The sequence below is a fragment of the Fluctibacter halophilus genome, assembly GCF_020687825.1.
Lineage (GTDB): Bacteria > Pseudomonadota > Gammaproteobacteria > Enterobacterales > Alteromonadaceae > Fluctibacter > Fluctibacter halophilus.
The window spans coordinates 67,558-91,080 of the sequence record NZ_JAJEWP010000001.1; the positions used below are offsets into that span (position 1 = coordinate 67,558).

At 54.4% G+C, this 23,523-nt stretch carries 27 protein-coding genes; 19 read left to right on the top strand and 8 right to left on the bottom strand.

The genetic code is table 11. From position 1 onward, the window contains the following. Nucleotides 1-195 precede the first annotated feature (195 nt). The 3 genes from LJ739_RS00315 to LJ739_RS00325 are packed head-to-tail and all read left to right on the top strand — an operon-like array spanning nt 196 to nt 4,504. Nucleotides 196-2,517: an efflux RND transporter permease subunit gene (locus LJ739_RS00315; RefSeq protein WP_229156605.1), complete on the top strand. Its 2,322-nt coding sequence runs from the start codon at nt 196-198 to the stop codon at nt 2,515-2,517. Next, a complete protein-coding gene (locus LJ739_RS00320; RefSeq protein ID WP_229156606.1) occupies nt 2,507-3,307 on the top strand; it encodes an outer membrane lipoprotein-sorting protein in 801 nt (266 codons plus the stop codon). Before LJ739_RS00315 ends, LJ739_RS00320 begins: the two co-directional genes overlap by 11 nt. A gap of 15 nt (nt 3,308-3,322) precedes the next feature. After that, nucleotides 3,323-4,504, top strand: coding sequence for a hypothetical protein (locus LJ739_RS00325; RefSeq protein WP_324254888.1), 1,182 nt, complete (start codon nt 3,323-3,325; stop codon nt 4,502-4,504). A gap of 49 nt (nt 4,505-4,553) precedes the next feature. Here LJ739_RS00325 and fghA read toward each other — a convergent pair whose 3' ends face one another. The 3 genes from fghA to LJ739_RS00340 are packed head-to-tail and all read right to left on the bottom strand — an operon-like array spanning nt 4,554 to nt 6,958. After that, a complete protein-coding gene (fghA, locus tag LJ739_RS00330; protein WP_324254889.1) occupies nt 4,554-5,420 on the bottom strand; it encodes an S-formylglutathione hydrolase in 867 nt (288 codons plus the stop codon). Continuing rightward, nucleotides 5,420-6,538 (bottom strand): S-(hydroxymethyl)glutathione dehydrogenase/class III alcohol dehydrogenase, encoded by a 1,119-nt coding sequence (locus tag LJ739_RS00335; RefSeq protein WP_267494110.1) that lies wholly within the window; start codon nt 6,536-6,538, stop codon nt 5,420-5,422. The genes fghA and LJ739_RS00335 overlap by 1 nt, the downstream gene beginning before the upstream one ends. A gap of 9 nt (nt 6,539-6,547) precedes the next feature. Next, nucleotides 6,548-6,958: a hypothetical protein gene (locus LJ739_RS00340; protein ID WP_229156607.1), complete on the bottom strand. Its 411-nt coding sequence runs from the start codon at nt 6,956-6,958 to the stop codon at nt 6,548-6,550. A 157-nt stretch (nt 6,959-7,115) separates the two neighbouring features. On the opposite strand from LJ739_RS00340, the gene LJ739_RS00345 reads away from it, so the two are divergent. Continuing rightward, nucleotides 7,116-7,709 (top strand): outer membrane beta-barrel protein, encoded by a 594-nt coding sequence (locus LJ739_RS00345; protein WP_229156608.1) that lies wholly within the window; start codon nt 7,116-7,118, stop codon nt 7,707-7,709. Nucleotides 7,710-7,745: 36 nt separating this feature from the next. Beyond that, complete coding sequence (locus tag LJ739_RS00350) at nt 7,746-8,003, top strand: DUF3081 domain-containing protein (protein ID WP_229156609.1); 258 nt, start codon at nt 7,746-7,748, stop codon at nt 8,001-8,003. Here LJ739_RS00350 and LJ739_RS00355 read toward each other — a convergent pair. Beyond that, the gene (locus tag LJ739_RS00355; RefSeq protein ID WP_229156610.1) at nt 8,000-8,560 is read right to left on the bottom strand and encodes a GspH/FimT family pseudopilin; all 561 of its coding nucleotides are present in this window, start codon (nt 8,558-8,560) and stop codon (nt 8,000-8,002) included. The genes LJ739_RS00350 and LJ739_RS00355 overlap by 4 nt on opposite strands. A 220-nt stretch (nt 8,561-8,780) precedes the next feature. Here LJ739_RS00355 and nadE point away from each other — a divergent pair, with 220 nt between their 5' ends. Both nadE and glnB read left to right on the top strand, forming a co-directional pair. Continuing rightward, nucleotides 8,781-9,626: an ammonia-dependent NAD(+) synthetase gene (nadE, locus tag LJ739_RS00360; protein ID WP_229156611.1), complete on the top strand. Its 846-nt coding sequence runs from the start codon at nt 8,781-8,783 to the stop codon at nt 9,624-9,626. Then, on the top strand, nt 9,626-9,964 hold the full coding sequence (gene glnB / locus LJ739_RS00365; RefSeq protein WP_229156612.1) for a nitrogen regulatory protein P-II: 339 nt from the start codon (nt 9,626-9,628) through the stop codon (nt 9,962-9,964). Before nadE ends, glnB begins: the two co-directional genes overlap by 1 nt. Before the next feature lie 51 nt (nt 9,965-10,015). On the opposite strand, the gene LJ739_RS00370 is transcribed toward glnB, so the two are convergent. Both LJ739_RS00370 and ygfZ read right to left on the bottom strand, forming a co-directional pair. Beyond that, nucleotides 10,016-10,501, bottom strand: a complete 486-nt coding sequence (locus LJ739_RS00370; RefSeq protein ID WP_229156613.1) for an FKBP-type peptidyl-prolyl cis-trans isomerase — start codon at nt 10,499-10,501, stop codon at nt 10,016-10,018. A gap of 67 nt (nt 10,502-10,568) precedes the next feature. After that, nucleotides 10,569-11,513: a tRNA-modifying protein YgfZ gene (gene ygfZ / locus LJ739_RS00375; RefSeq protein ID WP_229156614.1), complete on the bottom strand. Its 945-nt coding sequence runs from the start codon at nt 11,511-11,513 to the stop codon at nt 10,569-10,571. Between the two features lie 151 nt (nt 11,514-11,664). Here ygfZ and LJ739_RS00380 point away from each other — a divergent pair, with 151 nt between their 5' ends. Together LJ739_RS00380 and LJ739_RS00385 are read left to right on the top strand one after the other, a co-directional pair. Next, entirely contained in the window at nt 11,665-11,928 is a 264-nt protein-coding gene (locus LJ739_RS00380; protein WP_229156615.1) for an FAD assembly factor SdhE, read from the top strand. Continuing rightward, on the top strand, nt 11,897-12,325 hold the full coding sequence (locus LJ739_RS00385; RefSeq protein ID WP_229156616.1) for a protein YgfX: 429 nt from the start codon (nt 11,897-11,899) through the stop codon (nt 12,323-12,325). Before LJ739_RS00380 ends, LJ739_RS00385 begins: the two co-directional genes overlap by 32 nt. Here LJ739_RS00385 and nadB read toward each other — a convergent pair. Further along, nucleotides 12,322-13,929 carry an L-aspartate oxidase gene (gene nadB / locus LJ739_RS00390; RefSeq protein ID WP_229156617.1) on the bottom strand — a complete coding sequence of 536 codons (1,608 nt, stop codon included), beginning with the start codon at nt 13,927-13,929 and terminating at the stop codon, nt 12,322-12,324. The genes LJ739_RS00385 and nadB overlap by 4 nt on opposite strands. A gap of 323 nt (nt 13,930-14,252) precedes the next feature. On the opposite strand from nadB, the gene rpoE reads away from it, so the two are divergent. The 10 genes from rpoE (at nt 14,253) to LJ739_RS00440 (ending at nt 22,893) form a co-directional block, all read left to right on the top strand. Then, nucleotides 14,253-14,831: an RNA polymerase sigma factor RpoE gene (rpoE, locus tag LJ739_RS00395; protein WP_229156618.1), complete on the top strand. Its 579-nt coding sequence runs from the start codon at nt 14,253-14,255 to the stop codon at nt 14,829-14,831. Nucleotides 14,832-14,878: 47 nt separating this feature from the next. Continuing rightward, nucleotides 14,879-15,478, top strand: coding sequence for a sigma-E factor negative regulatory protein (locus tag LJ739_RS00400; protein WP_229156619.1), 600 nt, complete (start codon nt 14,879-14,881; stop codon nt 15,476-15,478). Next, nucleotides 15,423-16,487 (top strand): MucB/RseB C-terminal domain-containing protein, encoded by a 1,065-nt coding sequence (locus tag LJ739_RS00405; protein ID WP_229156620.1) that lies wholly within the window; start codon nt 15,423-15,425, stop codon nt 16,485-16,487. The genes LJ739_RS00400 and LJ739_RS00405 overlap by 56 nt, the downstream gene beginning before the upstream one ends. Then, nucleotides 16,484-16,975: a SoxR reducing system RseC family protein gene (locus tag LJ739_RS00410; RefSeq protein WP_229156621.1), complete on the top strand. Its 492-nt coding sequence runs from the start codon at nt 16,484-16,486 to the stop codon at nt 16,973-16,975. Before LJ739_RS00405 ends, LJ739_RS00410 begins: the two co-directional genes overlap by 4 nt. A gap of 152 nt (nt 16,976-17,127) precedes the next feature. Next, nucleotides 17,128-18,924, top strand: a complete 1,797-nt coding sequence (gene lepA / locus LJ739_RS00415; protein ID WP_229156622.1) for a translation elongation factor 4 — start codon at nt 17,128-17,130, stop codon at nt 18,922-18,924. Next, the gene (gene lepB, locus LJ739_RS00420) at nt 18,924-19,832 is read left to right on the top strand and encodes a signal peptidase I (protein ID WP_229156623.1); all 909 of its coding nucleotides are present in this window, start codon (nt 18,924-18,926) and stop codon (nt 19,830-19,832) included. Before lepA ends, lepB begins: the two co-directional genes overlap by 1 nt. Then, nucleotides 19,833-20,519, top strand: a complete 687-nt coding sequence (gene rnc / locus LJ739_RS00425; protein WP_229156624.1) for a ribonuclease III — start codon at nt 19,833-19,835, stop codon at nt 20,517-20,519. It abuts the gene before it with no gap. Next, nucleotides 20,509-21,411, top strand: a complete 903-nt coding sequence (gene era, locus LJ739_RS00430) for a GTPase Era (protein ID WP_229156625.1) — start codon at nt 20,509-20,511, stop codon at nt 21,409-21,411. Before rnc ends, era begins: the two co-directional genes overlap by 11 nt. A gap of 40 nt (nt 21,412-21,451) precedes the next feature. Then, nucleotides 21,452-22,090, top strand: a complete 639-nt coding sequence (pdxH, locus tag LJ739_RS00435) for a pyridoxamine 5'-phosphate oxidase (protein WP_229156626.1) — start codon at nt 21,452-21,454, stop codon at nt 22,088-22,090. Further along, the gene (locus LJ739_RS00440; protein ID WP_229156627.1) at nt 22,087-22,893 is read left to right on the top strand and encodes a TatD family hydrolase; all 807 of its coding nucleotides are present in this window, start codon (nt 22,087-22,089) and stop codon (nt 22,891-22,893) included. The genes pdxH and LJ739_RS00440 overlap by 4 nt, the downstream gene beginning before the upstream one ends. On the opposite strand, the gene LJ739_RS00445 is transcribed toward LJ739_RS00440, so the two are convergent. After that, nucleotides 22,823-23,446: an AhpA/YtjB family protein gene (locus LJ739_RS00445; protein WP_229156628.1), complete on the bottom strand. Its 624-nt coding sequence runs from the start codon at nt 23,444-23,446 to the stop codon at nt 22,823-22,825. The genes LJ739_RS00440 and LJ739_RS00445 overlap by 71 nt on opposite strands. Between the last annotated feature and the right edge of the window lie 77 nt (nt 23,447-23,523).

A 23,523-nucleotide genomic window follows, 5' to 3' on the forward strand; every position in this document is an offset into this window, starting at 1 on the left:
AAAAAAGTGTTGGTTAAAAGTGCGTCAAGAAGTGACTGTTTTTCTTTAATAACAAAGAGATAGTAAGTTTTTTCAGGGTATGAAAAAATATTCTCATGTAGTGTAATGCATACCTTTTAGGCTACCCTCAAGGCGGGAATTGCGGTTTTGCCGCACGGCAAAGGCCAGCACAACAACACAGAGCAGGGAATCGACATGCAACAATCGTGGAGTGAACACAGTCTTCGCGCACCGTGGCGGACCATCATCATATGGTTGCTGATCATCGCCGGCGCCGCGGCAGGGGCGCAGCAGCTGTATTTTCGGGGTGACTACAAAGTCTATTTCGAGGATGACAACCCCCAGCGACTGGCCTACGAGAACATGCAGGCCCAGTTCAGTAAAAATGACACTGCCAACATCATCATCGCCCCGCCCACGGACAACGTGTTTACCCAGCGTACCCTGACCCTTGTGCATGAAATGACCGAGGCGGCCTGGCAGACCCCTTATTCCAGCCGTGTCGATGCCATTACCAACTACCAGCACACCTATGCCGAGGAGGATGATCTGGTGGTTGAAGATCTGGTCTACCGACCGGACATGCTTGATGATGACGCCATTCGTGAGGTCAGGCGGGTGGCGCTGAGCGAACCCAGTCTGGTCAATCGGCTGGTGTCTGACGAGGGCAACGTGGCCATGATTGCCATCACGGTCAACATGCCGGATGGTGAAAACATTCACAAACTCGGTGCGGCGGTCAACGAGGTGTCCAACCATGTACTGGCACTGAGTAAAACCTTTCAGGAAAAATACCCCGACCACCGTTTCTACCAGACCGGTGTGGTGTTTATGAACCATGCCTTCGATGTGGAGGCGCAGGGCGATGCCAGGACACTGGTGCCCGGCATGTTCCTGGCCATCATTGTGATCCTGTGGATATTGCTGCGTTCGATACTGGCCACTCTGGCGACCCTGCTGGTGATCGTGACCACCATCGCGTCAACGTTAGGGCTAGCCGGCTGGATGGGCTACTTTATGTCCACCGCCACGGTCAATGTGCCAACCCTAGTGATGACCCTGGCGGTGGCCGACTGCGTGCACCTTATCGCATCAATGCTGTTTTACATGCGCGAGGGGAACAGTAAACAGCAGGCCTTGTCTCAGGCTATCGCGGTTAATCGCATGCCTGTCTTCATTACCAGTGCCACCACCGCCATCGGCTTTCTGACCCTGAATTTTTCCGATGTGCCGGTATTGGTGGATTTGGGCAATCTGACTGCACTCGGGGTGATGATTGCCTGTGCGTTGTCCCTGTCCCTGTTGCCGGCCATGTTGCGCGTATTGCCGATCACGGTCCGTCCCCGCCAACAAGACGCCAACGCCGATTGGACAGAGCGCCTGGGCGATTGGGTCATCGCCCGGCATAAACGCATTTTGCCGCTGTCTGTGCTGGTGGTCGGCGTGGCGGTCTGGGCATCGCTGCAAAACCAGGTCAATGACATTCCGACCGATTATTTTGATGCCCGCACCGCGTTTCGCCAGTCGACCGATTTTCAGTCTGAACACTTAAGTGGCATGTCGACCATGGACTTTGCCCTCTATACCGGAGAAGAGTCGGGCATTAACCACCCTGACGTACTGGCCAGGGTTGAGGCCTTTGGTGACTGGCTACAAAGCCAGCCGGAAGTGGACCACGTGGTGTCGATCACCGATGTGTTCAAGCGCCTGAACAAGAACATGCATGGTGACGATCCGGCGTACTACCGCTTACCCGAAGAGCAGGAGCTGGCGGCCCAGTATCTGCTGTTGTATGAAATGTCGTTGCCCTACGGCCTGGATATCAACAACCAGGTCAACCTGGACAAATCCGCCACCCGCGTGATGGTCACGTTGCAAAACCTCGGCTCACGGGAGTTCACCGCGTTTGAGCAACGGGCGCTGGACTGGGTGGCAGACAATGCCCCGGGGCTGCGGGTCACCAGCGGCAGTCCCAGCGTGATGTTTGCCCATATCGGCGAAACCAACATGCGCAGTATGCTACGGGGCACCCTGCTGGCACTGGTACTGATCTCCCTGTTGCTGGTGGTGGCGCTGCGCTCGTGGCGACTCGGGCTTATCAGTTTGTTACCCAATCTGCTGCCGGCAGCGCTGGGCTTCGGCCTGTGGGCGCTGTGGTCCGGGCAAATCAACATGGGCCTGTCGGTGGTGCTGAGCATGTCGCTGGGTATCATCGTCGACGATACGGTGCACTTTCTGAGTAAATATGCCCATGCCAAACGGGATGGCAAAGACACCGCCCAGTCCGTGCATTATGCGTTTCGAAGCGTGGGTCGGGCGCTGTGGATCACCACACTGGTACTGACCGTTGGCTTTGGCGTCCTGTCTTTGTCATCATTTGCACTAAACTCTGACATGGGCATGTTGACCGCCACGATCATGGTGTGTGCGTTGATCGTTGATTTTATCTTCCTGCCCACATTTTTATTGCGTTTTGACCGTGCTGAACAGCAAAAAGGATCCCTGCATGAAACCTAACCGACTGACATTACGTTCGCTATTGCTACCGGTGCTGCTGAGCCTGGTATTTTCCAACGTTCAGGCCCAGACCGCTGAAGAAAAAGGGCTTGCCATCGCCAAGGAGCGCAAAGCCCGCGACCGTGGATGGGGCGATACCCAAGCTGACATGAGCATGATCCTGCGCACGGCCCACGGCCAGGAAACCGAGCGCAAGATGCGGGTCAAATCCCTCGAAGTGATGGAAGACGGTGACAAGGGCCTGACCATTTTTGATCAGCCAAGAGATGTCAAAGGCACCGCGTTTCTGAATTTTTCCCATCCCCTTGAGCCGGATGATCAGTGGATGTACCTGCCTGCTTTAAAGCGGGTGAAGCGTATTGCATCACGTAACAAATCCGGCCCTTTCATGGGCAGTGAGTTTGCGTTTGAGGACATGAGCTCGTTTGAAGTGGAAAAATACCGCTATCGGTACCTGCGCGACGAAACCCTCGACGGCCAGACCATGTTTGTGGTCGAGCATGTACCGGTCGATAAATACTCAGGTTACAGCAAGATGGTGGCCTGGGTGGATCAGGCCCATTATCGCCCGTTCAAAATCGAGTACTATGACCGTAAAGGCGATTTGCTCAAGGTGCTGACCATGTATGACTACCGTCAGTACCTGGACAAATATTGGCGCCCGCAGCGCGCCGAGATGTACAATGAGCAGACGGGAAAAAGCACCGAGATGATCACCCACAACATGACCTTCAGAACCGGTCTGAGTGACAGTGATTTTGATAAAAACAGCCTCAAACGGGCACGCTAAGAGAACGAATTGCTGGTGAAATATTACGTATTGGGACTGGGCCTGCTGGCGAGCCAGGCAGGCGCCACGATGGAAGTGACCGGCAGTGCCGGATTGGAACAGCGCTACTTTCTGCAGGATGCCCTGTATGACGGGCAGGAACGTGGGCAGCTGTCCATGTTTGTCGCCCCGGAATTGTACACCGAGTTTAACGAAGGGTACGACAGCCTGCTGTTTAAAGGGTATGCAAGAATAGATCAGCGTGATAGTGAGCGCTCACATGTGGATATTCGTGAGTTGCTGTGGCTGCACGTGGGCGACGACTGGGAATTGCGTACCGGGATCAGCAAAGTGTTCTGGGGTCAAACCGAGTCTTTGCACCTGGTGGATGTGATCAACCAGACCGATGCGGTCGAAGCGGTGGATTTGGAAGACAAGCTGGGTCAACCGATGGTCAACCTGTCGTTGATCCGTGACTGGGGCACCACGTCGTTTTTTGTCCTGCCGTATTTCCGCGAGCGCACCTTTGCCGGCATGGATGGCCGTTTGCGTCCGGCGCTGACGGTGGATACCGATAATCCGCTGTACGAGTCCAGTGACGAAGAGAAGCACGTTGACTGGGCGGTACGCTGGCAGCACACCCTGGGTGACTGGGACGTGGGCCTGTCGTACTTCGATGGCACCGCCCGGGAACCCGAACTGGTATTGCAGGACAACGACGGCCAACCGGTATTGCGGCCTTACTATGGCCAGATGCAGCAGACCGGGCTGGACGTATTGGCAGTGATGGGGTCCTGGTTGCTCAAGTTCGAGGGGATCCACCGTAACACCCGTGACGGCGACTATATGGCTGCGGTGGGCGGTTTTGAATACACCCAGGTGGGGGTGTTTGATTCGGTGTATGACCTGGGCTTCCTGATGGAGTACCAGTACGACGAGCGTGATGAGTTGGCCCCGGTGCCCTCGCAGAACGATCTGATGGTCGGTACCCGGATTGCGTTTAACGACATTGATGGCACCACGGTGCTGATTGGCTATGTGCAGGACCTTGATCACAGCGACAGCTACACCGGCTTTGTCGAAGCGTCGAGCCGCATCAGCGACAACGTCAAATGGCGTCTGGATGCGTGGTTGTTTTCCGGCGATACCGCCACCGACCCGCTGTACGGCATCCGTCGCGATGACTTCGTGCAGCTGAGTCTGGAATACTTCTTCTGATCGAAACCACCGGACATGGCCGTTGCGGCGATGTCCGGTGCCGTTTTCGTTAAGGTGCGTCTGTCAGGCCCAGATGATGGGCATGGAAGCGCAGATGATCATCAATCTTACTGGCAATGAAAAAGTAGCTGTGATCATAGTCCGGGTGATAGTGAAATTCGGCCGGGTAATCCAGTTCCACCGACACTGCTTCCAGCGGACGGGTCAGCTGCTGACTGTCGAGGAAGTCATCGGCCATGCCCTGATCAACACGGATCGGCAGGGATAAAAACGCCCCTTGCTGGCGAAGCAGATGACAGGCATCGTAATCCTGCCAGGCGGTTTTATCATCGCCGAGATAAGCACCCAGCGCTTTCTGGCCCCACGGGCATTCCATCGGATTCACAATCGGCGCAAAGGCAGACACGGAACTGAACCGCGACGCATTCGACAGGGCAATCACCAGCGCACCATGGCCGCCCATCGAATGGCCGGCAATGGCGGCTTTGGAAGACACATTGAAGTTCGCCTGCAGCAAGGTCGGCAATTCGTTGACGATGTAATCGTACATGCGATAGTGCTGTGCCCACGGGGCTTGGGTGGCGTTGACGTAAAAGCCCGCGCCAAGGCCCAGATCATAGGCACCGTCCGGCGCATCGGGGACCCCGTCGCCTCGGGGGCTGGTGTCTGGCGCGACGATGATCATGCCAAGCTCGGCAGCCAATCGCTGTGCTCCTGCCTTGATGACAAAGTTCTCATCGGTGCAGGTCAGCCCGCTCAACCAGTACAACACCGGCAACGCCGAACTGCCCTCAGCCTGAGGGGGAAAGTACACGCTGAAATGCATGTCACAGCCGAGCACACTGGACGGGTGGTGGTAACGCTTCTGCCAACCGCCAAAGCAGCGGTTGGCACCGACCTGTTCCAGCGCCGCCATCAGTAGTGCACCACACTGCGAATGGACTTGCCTTCGTGCATCAGATCAAAGGCGTCATTGATATCCTCAAGGCCCATGGTGTGGGTGATGAAGGTGTCGAGTTCAAACTCGCCGTCCATGTAGGCCTGCACATAATCCGGCAACTGGCTGCGGCCTTTGACGCCGCCGAACGCGGTGCCCCGCCACACGCGACCGGTGACCAGTTGGAACGGACGGGTTGAAATTTCCTGTCCTGCTCCGGCAACCCCGATGATCACGGACTCTCCCCAACCTTTATGGCAGCACTCCAGCGCCGAGCGCATCACATTAACGTTGCCGATACACTCGAAGGAATAGTCAACACCGCCATCGGTCATTTCGACAATCACGTCCTGAATGGGCTTGTCATGGTCTTTCGGGTTAACGGTGTCGGTCGCGCCCAGTTGTCGGGCGATGTCGAATTTGTCTTCATTGATGTCAATGGCAATGATACGGCCGGCGTTGGCCATTTTGGCGCCGATCAAAACTGACAGACCGATTCCGCCAAGGCCAAACACCGCAACGGTATCGCCGGGTTGTACGTTGGCGGCGTTGGTTACCGCGCCCATGCCGGTAGTGACACCACAGCCGAGCAGGCAGACCTTTTCCAGGGGGGCGTCTTTGGGGATTTTGGCCAGGGCAATTTCCGGCACAACGGTGTGTTCGGCAAAAGTAGACGTGCCCATGTAGTGATAAATCGGCTGACCGTCTTTGGAAAAACGTGTGGTGCCATCTGGCATCAGGCCTTTGCCCTGGGTGGCACGAATGGCTTGGCAAAGGTTGGTTTTACCGGATAAACAGAATTTACACTGACCACATTCCGGAGTGTACAGCGGGATCACATGATCGCCCACTGCCACAGAGGTGACGCCTTCGCCTACGGCTTCGACGACACCGGCTCCTTCATGGCCGAGAATGGCCGGAAAGATCCCTTCCGGATCGTCGCCGGACAGGGTGTACGCATCGGTATGGCAAACACCGGTCGCCACAATACGCACCAACACTTCGCCCCGTTGGGGAGGCATCAGGTCGACGGTTTCGATGGACAGGGGCTTACCGGCTTCCCATGCGACGGCAGCTCGGGTTTTAATGGTTTCCATTCAGGGCTCCTATGGTTGTTCGGGAGGACGCGCGTTGCAGCGTCCGCGTAATTCGATTGAGCGCTCAAACCAGCGTGTAGTGGTTATTTCGTAGCCATGCGGGCAGGCGTCCTGGTCACGCAGGGCATCGCGCAGCTGCGACACTGTATACTCTTCAAGTTGCAGTTTAGTTTGATTATCGATGGAATGCCGAAGGGACAGGTTTGTTTGCAGTGCATCCCAGCGGTACCAAGGCACGTTACCCTGGCGGGCGGCAAAATCCTGCAAGGGAATAAACCAGCGCAGGGTGAAGATAAACGCCGGTGTGTCGGGGCTGTCGTGCAGCATGATCAAATCATCCTGGGTTTCCAGGCTGCGTTTGGAAGAGCTTGAGCAGGCACTGAGCAGCATAACGAGGCAGCCAAGCAGTCTCACTGTCACCATTTTCTCCCTTCAGGTTGCACCTGGTAGCTAGCATACGCAACTTCGTTTTGGTTGCATAGCCTATTGATAGACAACATAAATTTTTAAAAAATTACTGCAATCAGCAGCACTTCAACGTATATTTTCCTGCACAGTATAAGCACGGAGAATGCGAGTGAAAACGTCCCTTTTAGCCTTGGCCACAGTGCTGTCAGTCAGCAGCCTGTCGGTATCCGCCACGGAACGCATGTACGGCTTATTTGCGCCGGGATACGCACAGACATCGATGCTCGACACAGATGCCGATGATGCGGGTTATACCTTTGCTCTGGGCTATGAGTTTGCGCCACAGTGGTATGTGGAAATGGGCTATCAGTCGCTGAGCGACAGTGACCCGTCCGGCGATCCGGCCAGTGATGATTTCTCGCCCGGCTTGCAAGCCCAGGGTTTGTACTTGTCGGTGCTGGGCAAAGCCGGAAGCCAAAGCGGCGAGCTGTTTTATCGTCTGGGACTGATGAATGTTGACGCCAAAGGCCAGTCGCTAGCGATTGACGGTGTGTGTGAAGTCGGTCAGCCCATTGAACCACCTCAGGATGCCGGTGTGCGCGCCTGTACGTTCGATGAAGGCTTGATCGCTGGTGTCATCGGGCTTGGGTTCGATTATTACCTGGGCCCCCGAACCATGCTCAGGGGCGAAGTACAGCGGGTGCAGGGGGAGCATGACTTTTCCAGCAATGTTGCAACGATTGGATTACGCTACAATTTCTGAACCACTGTCAGTGGCTGAATGGCCAAAGGAGGTTGTATGCAGAACGAACTCGATAGTCGCTTCATTCTCGGTGTGTTTGAGAAAATTCGCCAACACGGCGAGGCCCAGGACAATGGTTACTTTCTGGATGGTGTGAAAGCCTACACTGATATGGATGGGTATACCGTTTTTCTGGAAGATGCCAAAGTCAGTTTACGGTTCGGTTTTCATAACCAATACCATTATGACTACCAGCACGCTGACCATCTTGAACAGTTTGAGAAAAAACTGCACGCCATCGATAAGCAGTATTAAGTACAGGTCAGAGCGGTTCCACCGAGGTCTTCATACACCCCGTCGTTGTTGCTGTCCTGACTGCTTCTGACCCTACCTTGCAGGGTCAGGAACAGAGCTCGGGCATAAGATGCCTCAAGACTGTCATGGCAAAACAGAACGGTGCCGGCTGCCACAGCGGAGCCGTTCGGTAAGAAGCGCAGTAATGCGCCAGGACCGGTGACAACATTCTGGTCGGAAACACGGCCGGTGGCAGCGAGGATTTCTTCGTTGTCATCCCTGACGCCGTCGGCATCGAGGTCGGCAAATACCATCTTTGGCTGATTCCAGTCGGTGACACACTGCTGGAAATCCTGTGACGGGCAGAATACGGTCTGGACCTGTTCATCAATGGCATGGTTGCGGGCAAACTGCATCACCGCACTGGTTTCATTCACTTCCGCCACAATCCGATTCTGGGTGATGATGGTCTGCGCACTGGGGATCACGAAAATGGCCACGATGGCGACTATCGCCAGCGCGATCATCATTTCCAGTAATGTCATGCCACGTTGAGTGGATTTGCAATAGCTCGTCAAGGGCCGGTCTCCGGGTGACGCTGCGATTCGCAGTGATGCAACGACTACCTTTGATACTGATACAGGGTTAAGCATACGCTGTTTTTGTCACTTTTGGGTATCTCTGACGGCGCTTGGTTTGCCGATACGATACCTGAATGCGCTTGGCTAAAGAAAAAGCGGCATTGTGACGGAATTTTTTTTATCATACGGGACACTATCCAAACATAAGCGAGGGAGCATGAACAAGCAACACGTCATCGACGAAATGCGCGTATTGCCGGAAATTGATGTTGAGTACGAAGTGGCTCGACGGGTCAGTTTTATTAAATCACAGTTGAAACGCTCAGGGCTCAATACACTGGTGCTGGGGATCAGTGGTGGTATCGATTCGTGCACCCTGGGACGTTTGGCGCAATTGGCGGTCGAAGAGTTAAACCAGGAGCACCATGAGCGCTATCAGTTTGTTGCTGTTCGTTTACCCTATCAGGTTCAGGCTGATGAAGCGGATGCTCAGTTGGCAGTTGATTTTATCGCCCCAAGCCAGTCGATCACGGTGAATGTGCAACCGGGTGCCGATGCGATCCACAATGAAACCACCCGCGCGCTGGCCGGTGCAGGCTTGTTGCCTGACGATGCCGGTAAACAGGATTTCGTTAAAGGTAACGTTAAAGCCCGTACCCGGATGGTGATCCAATATGAAATCGCCGGGATGCTCGACGGCTTGGTGCTGGGTACCGATCACAGTGCCGAGAACATCACCGGTTTTTACACCAAGTACGGTGATGGCGCCTGTGACCTGGCGCCACTGTTCGGCTTGAGCAAGCGTCAGGTGCGGCAGATAGCCACCCATCTCGGTGCGCCTCAGCAACTGGTGCACAAGGCGCCAACCGCTGATCTGGAATCCCTGTCGCCGCAAAAAGAAGATGAGCAGGCGTTGGGCATGACCTATGATCAGATTGATGATTTTCTGGAAGGTAAGCCGGTTGAAGCGGATGTGGTGGAGCGTTTGTTGTACATCTACAACATCACGCAGCACAAACGTGTACCAATTCCAACTTTATACGATGACGAGGATGCCCAGTGATGAAAAAAATTGAAGCAATCATCAAACCGTTCAAAATGGATGACGTTCGCGAAGCGTTGGCCGAGGTCGGTGTGGCTGGCATGACGGTGACCGAAGTGAAAGGGTTTGGCCGCCAGAAGGGGCACACTGAATTGTACCGCGGTGCCGAGTATCAGGTCGACTTTCTGCCCAAAATGAAGCTTGAGATCGTGTTGCCAACGGATCAGGCGGAACTGGCCATTGAGGCCATCATGAAAACCGCCCAGACTGGTAAAATCGGTGACGGTAAGATCTTTGTGTATGACGTGGAACGCGTTATCCGAATCCGCACGGGCGAGGAAAACGAAGAGGCGGTTTAAACAACAAAGGACGCGAACACCGGTGAGGCGTTCGCGCTCCGTTTTATGGGGTTAGTGGGCGTGCCCGCAACCCTGGGGACCATGGGGGTGACCGTGGGCAATTTCTTCTTCGGTGGCATCGCGCACATCGAGAATTTCTACCTCAAAGTGCAACGCAACGCCCGCCAGTGGGTGATTGCCATCAATCACCACTTCGTCATCGGTTTCATCGATCACCATGACTGACTGTTCACCTTCGTCGGTGGTCGCTCTGAAGGTCATACCGACTTCAACCTCCATGCCTTCAAACATGCTTTTCGGCACCATTTGCACCAGTTCATCATAGCGCAGGCCATAGGCGTCCTCTGGCTCAACATCCAGTTCAAACTTATCGCCGGTTTGTTTGCCGTTGAGGGCATCTTCCAGGCCTTTGATCAGATAGCGGCTGCCTTGCAGGTGAACCATCGGGTCGCCGTCCCGAGAGGTGTCAATCTGGGTGCCATCGGTGGTGCTGACGGTAAAGTGGAGGGTGACGACAGTGTTGTCGGTTATGGTCATTGTAAATCCTGTTGCTGGTTTGCGAAATAAAGCGGATGAGCCTGCTGGCTCATCCATCAAGTGTGACTCATTCGAGCGAATAGGGCAAAGGCTGAACCGTGAAAACCGCTTCAGGCTGTTCTTTGCTGCGTAACAGTGCCCCTTGCTCAAGATCGTTGGGCAGTACCGCCAGGCACCAGGTTTGTTGGCCCAGCGTTGCGACCCGCAGTGCAGTACCGGCCCGGCGCCAGTTATCACCGGCTTGCATTTCAAGATTGTCACCCGGGGCGAGGTCGCTGGCCTGTTCACCACAAAGAACAAACGCTGCGCGCTTGTTCTTGCCGAGGTACTTGGTTCGAGCGACCACTTCCTGGCCCATATAACAGCCTTTGTCAAAATCGATGCCGTCAATGGCTTGCACGTTGAGCATCTGCGGCACAAAGGCATTGCTGGTGGCCTGTTGGATGTTGGCAATGCCGGATTGAATGTCCATCATTTCCCACACCGCGCGCAGTTGTGGCTGTGGCACCGCGAATCCGGAGTGTCCGGCCGGCAGCAGGACCAACGCCCGTTGCTGTGGGGATTGCAGGGTCACGGCAATGCCGTTGTCCTGGCGGCAAACACCCAGATGCTGTTCCGACAGTGTACCGAATTGCTCGGCGGCAGCGTGTAAAGGCCCTTCGCCAAACAGCCCCAGCACTTGCCATTGATCACTGGCATCTTCAATCTCTACCTGACTGAAAACGCCGTACTTTTTCAGTTCAGCCAGCGACCCGTCAAGGCCGCTGCGCGGCGTCATCAGCAGGAACCCCTCGCCGTGTGTCAGACACAGGAATACCGCCCAGCTCTTGCCTTTGAAATCACAATGGGCGCCGAAACGGGCGCTGTTAAGGTCGAGGCGGTTGACGTCAATGGTGAGCTGACCCTGAAGGTATTTGCTGGCATCAGGGCCTGTTACTGCGATGATGCCGATGTCCTGCAAGGGAACGGTGCCGTCTTGTGGGCATTGTGCTGCGCTGGCGGGGAGTTCCATAAACTGTCCTTTTGATCGGTTTGCTCAAGGATATGGGGGCAAGGCCAGTAGAAACAAGTCTTCAGACAATGATACTATTGCCCGCGGTGATATGGTGTCATCGATGTCCCTGCAGTGTGTGTAACGGGGGCGTAAAACACAGAGGTAATGCATGTTTACAAAACAACGCCTGGCGCGACTGAAGTGGGCCTGCCGACGGGGAATGCTGGAGCTGGACGTCCTGTTTATGCCGTTCGTGGAAGAGGCATTTGACCAACTGGATGAGCCACAAAAAGAGCTGTTTGAGCGCCTGTTGACCTGTGATGATCCGGATTTGTTTGCCTGGTTTATGGGTCATCAGCAATGCGACGATCCTGAGCTGGCGTCGATGGTGGCGCTGATCCGTGACCGTGTCAAAGTATATCCTGAGGATTGAACCCACCTCATCTCCCTATGCCCTGGCCGGAGTGTTCAGCGTCCTGGCCACCCTTTCGCCGTTGACCTGGCAGCCCGGATGGCAGCACTACAGTGCGCCCGCCATGCTGGTGATTGGGTTGATCAGCGGGCTTTGGACCGTGTTTTTTTATTCACCGCAACGACATCGTCGTCACATCACGCTGGGTGAAAATGGCGATTGGCTGGAAGGGGTCCCGCACCAGCAGGTATGGCACATCGGTTGTGCCAGCCTGCGACTGAAAGGGTGTGTCTGGTTGCACTTGCGCCGGGGCCAGCAACGCCGCTGGTGTTTTATCCGTCAAACGCAATGCAGTGATACCGATTGGCGCCGTTTGTCCAGAGTGATATTGCACCGCCAGTGGCAATCCAGGGACTAACGGGACGGGGTATTTTTACCCGGCAAAACGGAAGGGGTGGCAGTGTCCAGTGTGTCCGGATAGTCCAGATTGTAGTGCAGGCCACGGCTTTCTTTTCGTTGCATCGCGCAGCGCACGATCAACTCCGCCACCGTGACCAGATTACGCAGTTCCAGCAGGTTATTACTGACCCGGAAGTTGGCATAGTATTCGTGGATTTCCTGTTGCAACAGGTCTATTCGCCGCATGGCCCTTTCCAGGCGCTTGTTGGTGCGCACGATGCCGACATAGTCCCACATAAACAGGCGCAGCTCGTGCCAGTTATGCTGAATGATGACTTCCTCATCCGAGTTGATAACCTGGCTTTCATCCCAGGCCGGGATGGCTTCATCCAACAGCGCGTCCTCTCGCCGGCCAAGGATGTGCTCGGCCGCGGCGTGGGCAAACACCACGCATTCCAACAGCGAATTACTGGCCATACGGTTGGCGCCGTGCAAGCCGGTATAGGCAACCTCGCCAACGGCGTACAGATTGTCCAAATCGGTGCGGGCATCAAAATCGGTGACCACGCCGCCGCAGGAATAGTGTGCGGCCGGCACCACCGGGATGGGTTGGCGGGTGATATCGATACCTAACGAACGGCACTTGCGGTAAATATTGGGGAAATGCTTCACGATGAAGTCAGCCGGTTTGTGACTGATGTCGAGGTACATACAGTCCGCCCCCAGGCGTTTCATTTCAAAGTCGATGGCGCGGGCGACAATATCCCGGGGCGCCAGATCGCCACGCTCGTCAAACTTGTGCATGAAGCGTGTTCCGTCGGCATGGCACAGGAATGCACCTTCACCGCGCAACGCCTCGGTGATGAGGAAGTTGCGGGCTTCCGGGTGGAACAGGCAGGTGGGATGGAATTGATTGAATTCCATATTGGCCACCGAGCAACCTGCCCGCCACGCCATGGCAATGCCGTCACCACTGGAGACATCCGGATTCGACGTGTATTGATACACCTTGCTGGCACCACCACTGGCCAGCGCAGTAAAGCGACTGCGAATGACTTCTACGTGTTCTTTATTGCGGTTCCAGACGTAAGCGCCGAGACATTGGTTGGGTTGATGCTTGGCTTTGATCAGGTCAATGGCGTTATAACGTTCAAACAAATGGATGTTCGGGTGTTGTCGCACCGCTTCACACAAGGTGGTTTGCACCGCAGCGCCGGTGGCATCCGCAGCGTGCAGAATACGACGATGGCTGTGGCCACCTTCGCGGGTCAGGTGATAGCGGCTGTTGCCCTGCTCATCCTGTTCTTTGTCAAACGGTACCCCGAAGTTGATCAACCACTGCATGCATTCTTTGGCTTTGGCTGCCGTATAGGCTACGGTTTGCGGATCGCACAGACCCGCCCCAGCGGCCAGGGTGTCCTGCACATGGGCTTCAATCGAGTCATCTTCATCGAACACCGCCGCAATACCGCCCTGGGCATAACGGGTTGAGCCTTCGGACACATCACTTTTGCTCAGCACAATGACCTGATAGTGATCGGCCAGCTTTAGTGCGAGGCTTAATCCGGCAGCACCACTGCCTATCACCAGGACATCACAACGGTGTTCAACGTGTGCACTCATAGGGAACGTTCATTAACTCACAAGCGGGGATGGGCGCCATACTAAACCCTGAAGCAGTGAAAACACAATAAATCGCCGCAACAGGGTGGAAAAAAACGTCATTAGCACTATTTTTAGCGCCAATGGTGCGTATTCATCGATTAAAAACCACCGCGAAGCCAGGGGTTGTGGTGACGTACAACCGCCCACACATCAGGATTTATCGCCGTTGGAAGATTATTTTCAATAAAAATTGGCGTATCATCGAACTTTTGCCACAGGGTAAAGTCTACTAAGGAGCTTGCATGAGCCAAAGTAGATGTAGATAAGGAGTATTGGCTCGAATGAGCGAGCAGTTGACTGATCAACAGATCGTGGAAAAAGTCCAACAGGGGGACAAAAATGCGTTTAACCTGTTGGTCACCAAATACCAGCATAAAGTCGGGCATTTGGTTTCACGGTATGTAAAGAATTCTGGTGACGTGGCAGATGTTACCCAGGAAGCGTTTATCAAGGCATACAGGGCATTGCCCAATTTCCGTGGTGAAAGCGCTTTTTATACGTGGCTGTACCGCATTGCGGTCAACAGCGCGAAGAATTACCTGGTGTCACAGGGGCGTAAGCCGCCCGCCAATGATGTAGACGCGGAAGAAGCCGAATATTATGACGGCAGTGATGCGTTGAAGGAACAAAACTCGCCGGAACAGAGTCTGATGTCCAAACAGCTTGAAAAAGTGTTGTTTGACACCGTAGAGCAGTTACCGGAAGATTTGCGTATGGCGATAACATTGCGTGAAATCGAAGGGTTGAGTTACGAAGAAATCGCGAACGTGATGGATTGCCCTGTGGGTACCGTACGTTCAAGGATTTTCAGGGCGCGGGAAGCCATTGATAAAGTGGTGCAACCCCTGCTACAACGTTAAGGCGTTGTATCACCAAAAACGAGACAGTGTGAATTCAGGAACCTTGTATGTCGCAACAGCATGAAAATTTATCAGCGCTCATTGATGGCGAACAGCATGACGATGGTTTGATCGATGCCGTAAGCCAGGACGCTGAGTTGGCCGCAAAATGGCAGCGTTACCACTTGATCCGTCAGGGGTTACGCAAGGAACTGCCACCTAACGGTCAATTTGATATCAGCGCGCAGGTTGCTGCCGCACTGAATGAAGAAGCGACGGTATTAGCGCCGAAACAACGCCGTTGGCAGGACCTGCCAGTGGTTGCCCAGGTCTTACCGCTGGCCCGTCAGGGTGGGCAGTTTGCGATTGCAGCATCGGTTGCCGTGGCGATGGTACTTGGGGTGCAGCAAATCAACACCCAGGATCCGACCGAACCCTTCAATACGACCCAGCCTCAGTTGCCAGGTGTACAGGGCGGAATGTCGCCGGTCAGCCTGGAGCAAACCCGTCCGTTGCAACAGACGGATATGCTGGAGCAGCGTCGTCGCATCAATGCCTTTTTGAATGATCATCGTCAGCAGATGCAGTTGCGTACTATTGAGCCGGTTGCTGATGAGCAGCAAGCACAGGAGCAACCAGCGCAAGCCAGTGAAGATCAACCTGAATAAATCGTTACGTGTTTGGACTGCCGTTTGTTGTCTCAGCGGCGGTCTCGTTGCATCCTTTGCAACGTTGGCGCAGTCCCAAACACCCGACACCGACATCGCGGTGTCTTCTTATCCCTCCGATAGTCCGGAAGCCTGGTTGGCCAAAATGGCCAATGCCTTCACGTCGTTGAATTATCAGATGTCCTTTGTGCTACTGAAGCCTGGCATGAATGCCCAGCCCTATCTGTGGCGTCACGGCATCGCCCCGGACGGTACCAGCATGGAGCAGCTCAACCTGCTCAATGGACCGGGACGGGAAGTGCTGCGTGTGGGCAATGAAGTGAGTTACTTCGAGCCCAATGTGCCACCGTACACCTTGCGTTCAACCATCATCAACGGGCCGTTACCGATGGCCTTCTTCCGGGATCCGTTGCAACTCAGTGGCAGCTACGAATTTATGTTGGTCGGCCGTAGCCGGGTATCAGGCCGAGCCGCCCAGCAATTACGTGTCGTCAGTCGCGACAAAAGCCGTTTTGGCCTGAATTTGTGGCTGGATCAGGAAACCGGCTTGCCATTGAAAATGAACCGGGTTGATCTGCAAGGGCAGTTGCTGGAACAGATCCAGGTCACTGCACTGGACGTTACGGCTGAAGCTGATGATTATTTTTCCCGTATTGAACTGGCCAAATTACCCGAAGTGGTGACCTTCCCACCCTCGCCACGGAGCAGCCATCAATGGCAAATCGATTTCATGCCGACCGGCATGCAACTGGTTAAATGGGATGTGCACCGTCTGCCGATCACCGGCGATGTGGTGGAATATGTGATGTTGAGTGATGGCATCGTGGATATTTCCATTTACCTGCAACCGGCCAGTGCGTCGAGGGTAACCGAAGACGTTCTGTTGCGTCATGAATCAGATACTTTTTTGTCCCGTCGTCAGGGTGATGCCCATGTGACGGTGATTGGCAAATTGCCGGCACAGACGGCCAATGCCATTGCGGCGTCGGTGAAACTGGTGACGCCATGATAGAAGAGATTGGACAGATATCCCGGGTCGACAACGACCATATCTGGGTTGAAACCGAAATTAAAACCACCTGCGGGAGTTGTGAAGCACAAAGCTCCTGTGGCACAGGCGCTGTCGCAAAAGCGTTTGCGCCGAAGAAGGACACCCTCATTTTACGCTGTCGCGAGCCTGCTGAAGTGGGTCAGAAAGTGAAGTTGGGGATCCCGGAACAGCAGTTGGTCAAAGCGTCGGCACTGATGTACCTGATACCCTTGGCGGTGCTCATTGCCACCGCGCTGACCGGCCAATGGCTGATGACATCGATGGGGATTGAAAATGAACTGTGGTTGGTTGGAGCCTGTTTGTTAACCGGCCTGGCCAGTTTTGTCACCTTACGGCGCATGTTCGAGAAGCCCGGCGAGGACGCTTATCATCCCCGTTTGCTGGCCATTCTGCCGAGCGATGGGTCGTCAATTCCCATCCGTCACCTTCCTGATGGCCCCGGTTAACGGTGGAAACCGTAAGGATTTACGCAAAGTCAGTCGCAAAACCGTCTACAAACCTGTAAAATCCCGCCAATTTTTCAGCAATTGCACGTTCAGTATCAGGCTGCCAAGAGCGCCACTGAAATGCCCAAGCACCAGGTAGATTTTAAATCACTATGCAACACAAGCACATACGTAACTTTTCGATCATCGCCCACATCGATCACGGCAAATCCACATTGTCCGATCGCCTGATTCAGCATTGTGGTGGTTTGACCGATCGCGAGATGGCTGCACAGGTGCTCGACTCGATGGATTTGGAGCGGGAACGTGGTATTACCATCAAGGCCCAGAGCGTGACCTTGCAATACACGGCCAAAGACGGTGAAACCTATCAGTTGAATTTCATCGATACCCCCGGACACGTTGACTTTACCTATGAAGTTTCCCGGTCCCTGGCTGCCTGTGAGGGTGCGCTGCTGGTGGTGGATGCCGGACAGGGCGTAGAAGCACAGACGCTGGCCAACTGTTACACCGCCATTGATATGGACATGGAAGTGGTTCCCATTCTGAACAAGATTGATTTGCCCCAGGCTGAGCCTGAACGTGTGGCGGAAGAAATCGAAGACATCGTGGGCATTGATGCCATCGACGCGGTGCGCTGCTCGGCGAAAACCGGTGTGGGTATCGAAGATGTGCTGGAAGTTATCGTCAATCGCATTCCGCCGCCGGAAGGGGATGTTGATGCGCCGCTGAAAGCGTTGATTGTGGATTCGTGGTTCGACAATTACCAAGGCGTTGTGTCACTAGTGCGGGTCATGCAGGGGCAGTTGTCCGACAAAGACAAAATCAAGATCATGTCCAATGGTCAGGTTCACCAGGTCGACAATGTTGGCATCTTTACGCCCAAACAAACCAATACCGGCACGCTGAAAGCCGGCGAGGTGGGTTACATCATTGCGGGGATCAAAGACATTCACGGGGCGCCGGTAGGGGATACCATCACCCTGGCGAAAAACCCCGCCGATGCACAGCTCCCCGGCTTTAAAAAAGTAAAACCGCAGGTTTATGCCGGCCTGTTCCCGGTCAGCTCGGATGACTATGAAGATTTCCGTGACGCCTTGTCCAAGTTGAGCCTGAATGACGCCTCGTTGTTTTATGAGCCTGAAAGCTCAGCAGCGTTGGGCTTTGGCTTTCGGATTGGTTTCCTGGGCATGTTGCACATGGAGATCATTCAGGAACGTCTGGAGCGGGAATATGACCTGGATTTGATCACCACGGCACCCACGGTAGTCTACGAAGTGGTAACCACCAAAGGGGAAACCGTCACGGTTGATAACCCGTCAAACCTGCCGCCGGTGAATGATATTGAGCAGATCCGTGAGCCAATCGTTGAAGCCCATATTCTGGTGCCACAGGACTACCTGGGCAATGTCATCACCTTGTGTGTTGAGAAGCGCGGGATGCAGACCAACATGCAATACCACGGTAAACAGGTTGCGGTAACCTATGAGATCCCGATGGCAGAAGTGGTGTTGGACTTTTTCGACCGTCTGAAATCCACCAGTCGGGGATTTGCGTCGCTGGACTATAATTTCAAGAAGTTCCAGGCCGCTGACATGGTGCGTCTGGACATTCTGATCAACGGTGAGCGGGTGGATGCGCTGGCAGTCATCACCCACCGGGACAACGCCCAGGGCCGTGGCCGTGAACTGGTCGAAAAACTGCGCGAACTGATCCCGCGCCAGATGTTTGATATCGCGATTCAGGCTGCGATTGGCAACCACGTTATTGCCCGTAGCACGGTCAAACAATTGCGTAAAAACGTTATCGCCAAATGTTATGGTGGTGATGTCAGTCGTAAGAAAAAGCTTTTGCAAAAACAAAAAGAAGGTAAAAAACGTATGAAGCAGGTCGGCAACGTGGAACTGCCGCAGGACGCGTTTTTAGCCATACTCAAGGTAGGAAAGTAATGGCCAATTATTTCTCGATTTTTCTGGTTCTGTTAACCGTAGGCAGTGGCCTTATCTGGTTGGCAGACGCATTGTGGTTTGCACCAAAGCGTAAGGCTCGATTTGCCCACATCCAGAGTGAGAATGATGTTCAGGCGGCGGCAGTGGGTGAGCCACCCTTGCCTTACGTGGTCGATACGGCACAGCAGATCTTTCCGGTTATTGCTTTTGTACTGGTGTTACGCTCGTTTTTATATGAGCCCTTCCAGATCCCTTCCGGCAGCATGATGCCCACATTGCTGGTGGGCGACTTTATTCTGGTGGAAAAATTTTCCTACGGTCTGAAAGACCCGGTGGCACGGCACAAATTTATCGAAACCGGTACGCCACAGCGGGGCGACATCGTGGTGTTCAAATACCCCAAGCAGCCCAACCTCGATTACATCAAGCGGGTCGTAGGCTTGCCGGGTGACACGGTGGTGTACAAGAATAAACAGATATTCATCAAACCCGCCTGTGATGGCCAGACCAACTGCCCACCGTTGGCACCGGTCAGCCAGCAGTTTGTGCAGCGCGGGGAATGGATCCAAAACGGTGTACCCCTGATGCGTTTCAGTGAACAACTGGGCGAGGTCAATCACGACCTGTTGCGAAATCCTGACCGTATCAGTAATGCGGCACTGTATTTCCCGCAGCGAGGCACCCAAAGTAACGAATGGATTGTGCCCGAAGGCGAATACTTTGTGATGGGAGACAACCGTGACAACAGTGAAGACAGTCGCTACTGGGGTTTTGTGCCCGATGACAATCTGGTCGGTAAGGCGGTTGCCATTTGGATCAGTTTTGAGTTTGAACGGGGCGCAGACAGCTGGTTACCAAGCTGGGTACCCACCGGCGTGCGCTTCAACCGCATTGGTGGCATTGAATAGATGACCGGAGCAACTGATTACCGGGCGCTGTACAACAAGATCGGCTATACCTTTGATAACGAGGCCATGCTTGAACGTGCCCTCACGCACCGCAGCGCCAGCAAAAAGCACAATGAACGACTGGAGTTTCTCGGCGATGCCGTATTGGGCATGGTCATTGCCCGCGCGTTGTTCGAGCGCTTCCCCAAGCAGCCCGAAGGCAACCTGACACGCATGCGCGCCAGTCTGGTGAAAGGGGAAACCCTGGCCAAGCTGGGCAAAGAATTCAAGCTGGGCGATTTATTGCGCCTTGGGCCGGGTGAATTAAAAAGCGGCGGCTTCCGACGCAGCTCGATTCTCGCCGATGCGGTAGAGGCGATTATCGGTGCCATTTACCTCGAAGCAGGCCTGGAGGTGTGCGAGCCTCTGGTGCTGGACTGGTTCGCTTCGCGCATCAGCCAGTTGGATCCCGACCGCCAGCTAAAAGATGATAAAACCCGTTTGCAAGAGTATTTGCAGGCGCGTAAGTTGCCGCTGCCAGACTATCAGGTAGTCAATATCAGTGGCAAAGATCATGATCAAACCTTTGACATCGCTTGTCACGTAACGGGCCTTGAGGGGCCGGTAAACGGACGTGGAAGTTCTCGCCGCAAAGCCGAACAGGTTGCTGCGCGCCAAGCACTGGAGCAGCTACAACATGGAAACTAAACAACATTGCGGCATGGTGGCCATCGTCGGTCGCCCGAACGTGGGCAAATCCACGTTGTTAAACCGTTTGCTCGGTCAGAAGGTCAGTATCACTTCCCGTAAGCCGCAAACAACGCGCCACCGGATCATGGGTATTGATACCGAAGGGGATTACCAGGCCATTTATGTGGATACCCCCGGTTTGCACGCGGAAGAAAAGCGCGCCATCAACAAGCTAATGAACCGTGCCGCCTCAAGCTCGCTGGCCGAGGTTGGTCTGGTGTTGATGGTGGTTGAGGGTACCCGCTGGACGGACGACGACCAGATGGTTCTGGACAAAGTGAAAGGCGCCGGATTGCCCTGTTGGATTGTGGTCAATAAAACCGATCATGTGAAAGATCAGGAGCAACTGCTTACCCACTTGCAATGGTTAAACCAGCAACACAATTTTGAACACATTGTGCCGATTTGCGCCAAGACCGGCAAAGGTGTTGAACCGTTGCGTGAGCTGGTTCGTAATGGTTTGCCGGAGAGTGAATTTTACTTTCCCGAAGATTACATCACCGATCGATCCAGCCGTTTCATGGCATCGGAAATCATCCGTGAAAAGTTGATGCGCTACACTGGCGATGAATTGCCTTACTCGGTAACCGTTGAGATAGAGCAATTTGTGCTGGCTGATAATGGGGTGTACCGCATTAACGGCCTGATCCTGGTGGAGCGAGAGACGCAAAAGCGGATGATCATCGGCAAAGGTGGCTCACGACTCAAAACCATCGGCGCCGAAGCCCGCAAGGACATGGAAAACCTGTTCGACAACAAGGTGTTCCTGGAATTATGGGTGAAAGTGAAGCAAGGTTGGGCCGATGATGAGCGTGCCTTGCGCAGTCTTGGCTACGGTGAAAACGATTAAGCAGTAGAAACCGACAATGTGGTTTGCAGGAGGTGTTTGAATGACGCGCATTCAGGATATCCGTCGAGAGTACCGTCAGGGAGAGTTGCGACGGGAGGATTTGCACCCCGATCCGTTTATTCAGTTCGATCAATGGCTGAAAACCGTCATCGATACCGGCATTCCCGATCCCACTGCCATGACCATTGCCACGGTGGATACAACCGGTCAGCCGTCGCAACGCATTGTGTTGCTTAAAGATGTGTCCAAAGGCGGGTTTGTGTTCTACACCAACCTTGAGAGTCGCAAGGCACAGGAACTTGTCGCGAACCCGAAGATATCCCTGCATTTTCCATGGCACTTCATGGAACGCCAGGTCAAGGTCTGTGGCACGGCCCATGCGCTGTCGCTGGCTGAAGTGACCAGCTATTTTCTGTCCCGACCACGGGAGAGTCAATTGGCAGCGTGGGCTTCTCAGCAAAGCCGCCCCATATCGACCCGGCAGTTATTGCTGAGCAAATTCCAGGAAGTTAAACAACGTTTTGCCGATGGTGACGTGCCATTGCCCAAGTTTTGGGGCGGTTTCCGCGTTATTCCTCACGAGATTGAATTCTGGCAAGGGGGGGAGCATCGCCTGCACAACCGCTTTGTGTATAGCCGCACAGCTTCAGACTGGCAGATTGAACGATTAATGCCGTGATTGACAGCCACTGTCATCTGGATTTTGCCGTTTTTGCCGATGGCCTTGACCAGGAGCTCCAAGCCTGTCAGCGTCTCGGTGTTTCCCATGTGTTTATCCCTGGTACGGTGCCAGACGGTTGGCAACGGCAATTAACGCTGACCAAGACCCATGAAGCGATTGGCATTGGTCTGGGCTGCCATCCGTACTTTCTCACTCCCCAAAGCCCGTCTGCGTTGCCGCAACTGGCATCTTTGCTCGACCAGCACCCTGAGATCCTGGCCGTGGGTGAAATTGGCCTGGACAGGCACATCGATGTGGACTGGGCGCTACAGGTGGCGATGTTTGAGCAGCAATGTGAACTGGCCAACCAATACCAACGACCGGTCATTGTGCATCACCGTCGCTCACACAACGACCTGATCCGCCAGCTAAAGCAGCGGCCGGTGCATTGTGGCGGAATCATTCACGGTTTCTCCGGCAGTTTGCAGGACGCTGAAACGTATCTGGATTTGGGTTTTCTACTTGGGGTCGGTGGAACCATTACCTACCCTCGGGCGCACAAAACACGGCAGACGATTTGTGCGCTACCCTTGTCGGCACTGGTATTGGAAACAGATGCACCGGACATGCCGCTGAATGGCAAGCAAGGACAGATTAACCGTCCACGCTATCTGCCCGAGGTTGCAACCTGTCTGGCAGCGTTGCGCACAGAGTCGCTGGCAGACATCGCTGACGCCACCACGAAAAACCTTAGCCGGCTTTTGCGCTGGCCTTTGCCCGACGCAAGTCACGATAACGCCACTTGTAAAACATCCGCGTGACCAGCATGCCCGCTGTGCCTGCCAGCAGCATAAACACCAGCAATTGTTCAGCCAGTTGACGTTGATACGCCTGGTGGTGGGCCATCACGTGGTCTTCATCCAACAGGATCCGCAGATAACCCAGGATTTGGTTGTCGCGACGAACGGGCTCGACAAACACCAGAGGTACTTGCTGACGCAGTTTGTAGTTGGTCAGCAATGACACACCTTTGTCGGTGCTGTGCAGTAATCTACCCTGATGATTGTACAGACTGGCGCCCAGCACATGGCGATCGCTGTTGAGGTTATTGAGGACAAATTGCAGGGCGTCAGTGTTTTTGTCGGCCAGCGGCTGCACCAACTGACGGGCGCCCATTTGCACCAATGAACGGCCCAATTGATTGGCTTGCTTGTCGTGCCATTGCAGCGCCTGGTCGGTACTCAACAGCCACAGGTTGATGCATAGAATGCCCGCAACCACCACCAGCACCAGATTGACCAGGCGCTTATAGATGGAGTAGGACGAATGTCGGGGACGCAGGTTGGCGTCCTGGCTGTATTGGGTCGTTTGCATGGCAACGACAATAGGTGATTTACCGTCGTTTGCCAAGAGGCAACTCGATTATGCCATATAGCCAAATCCTTATTGGT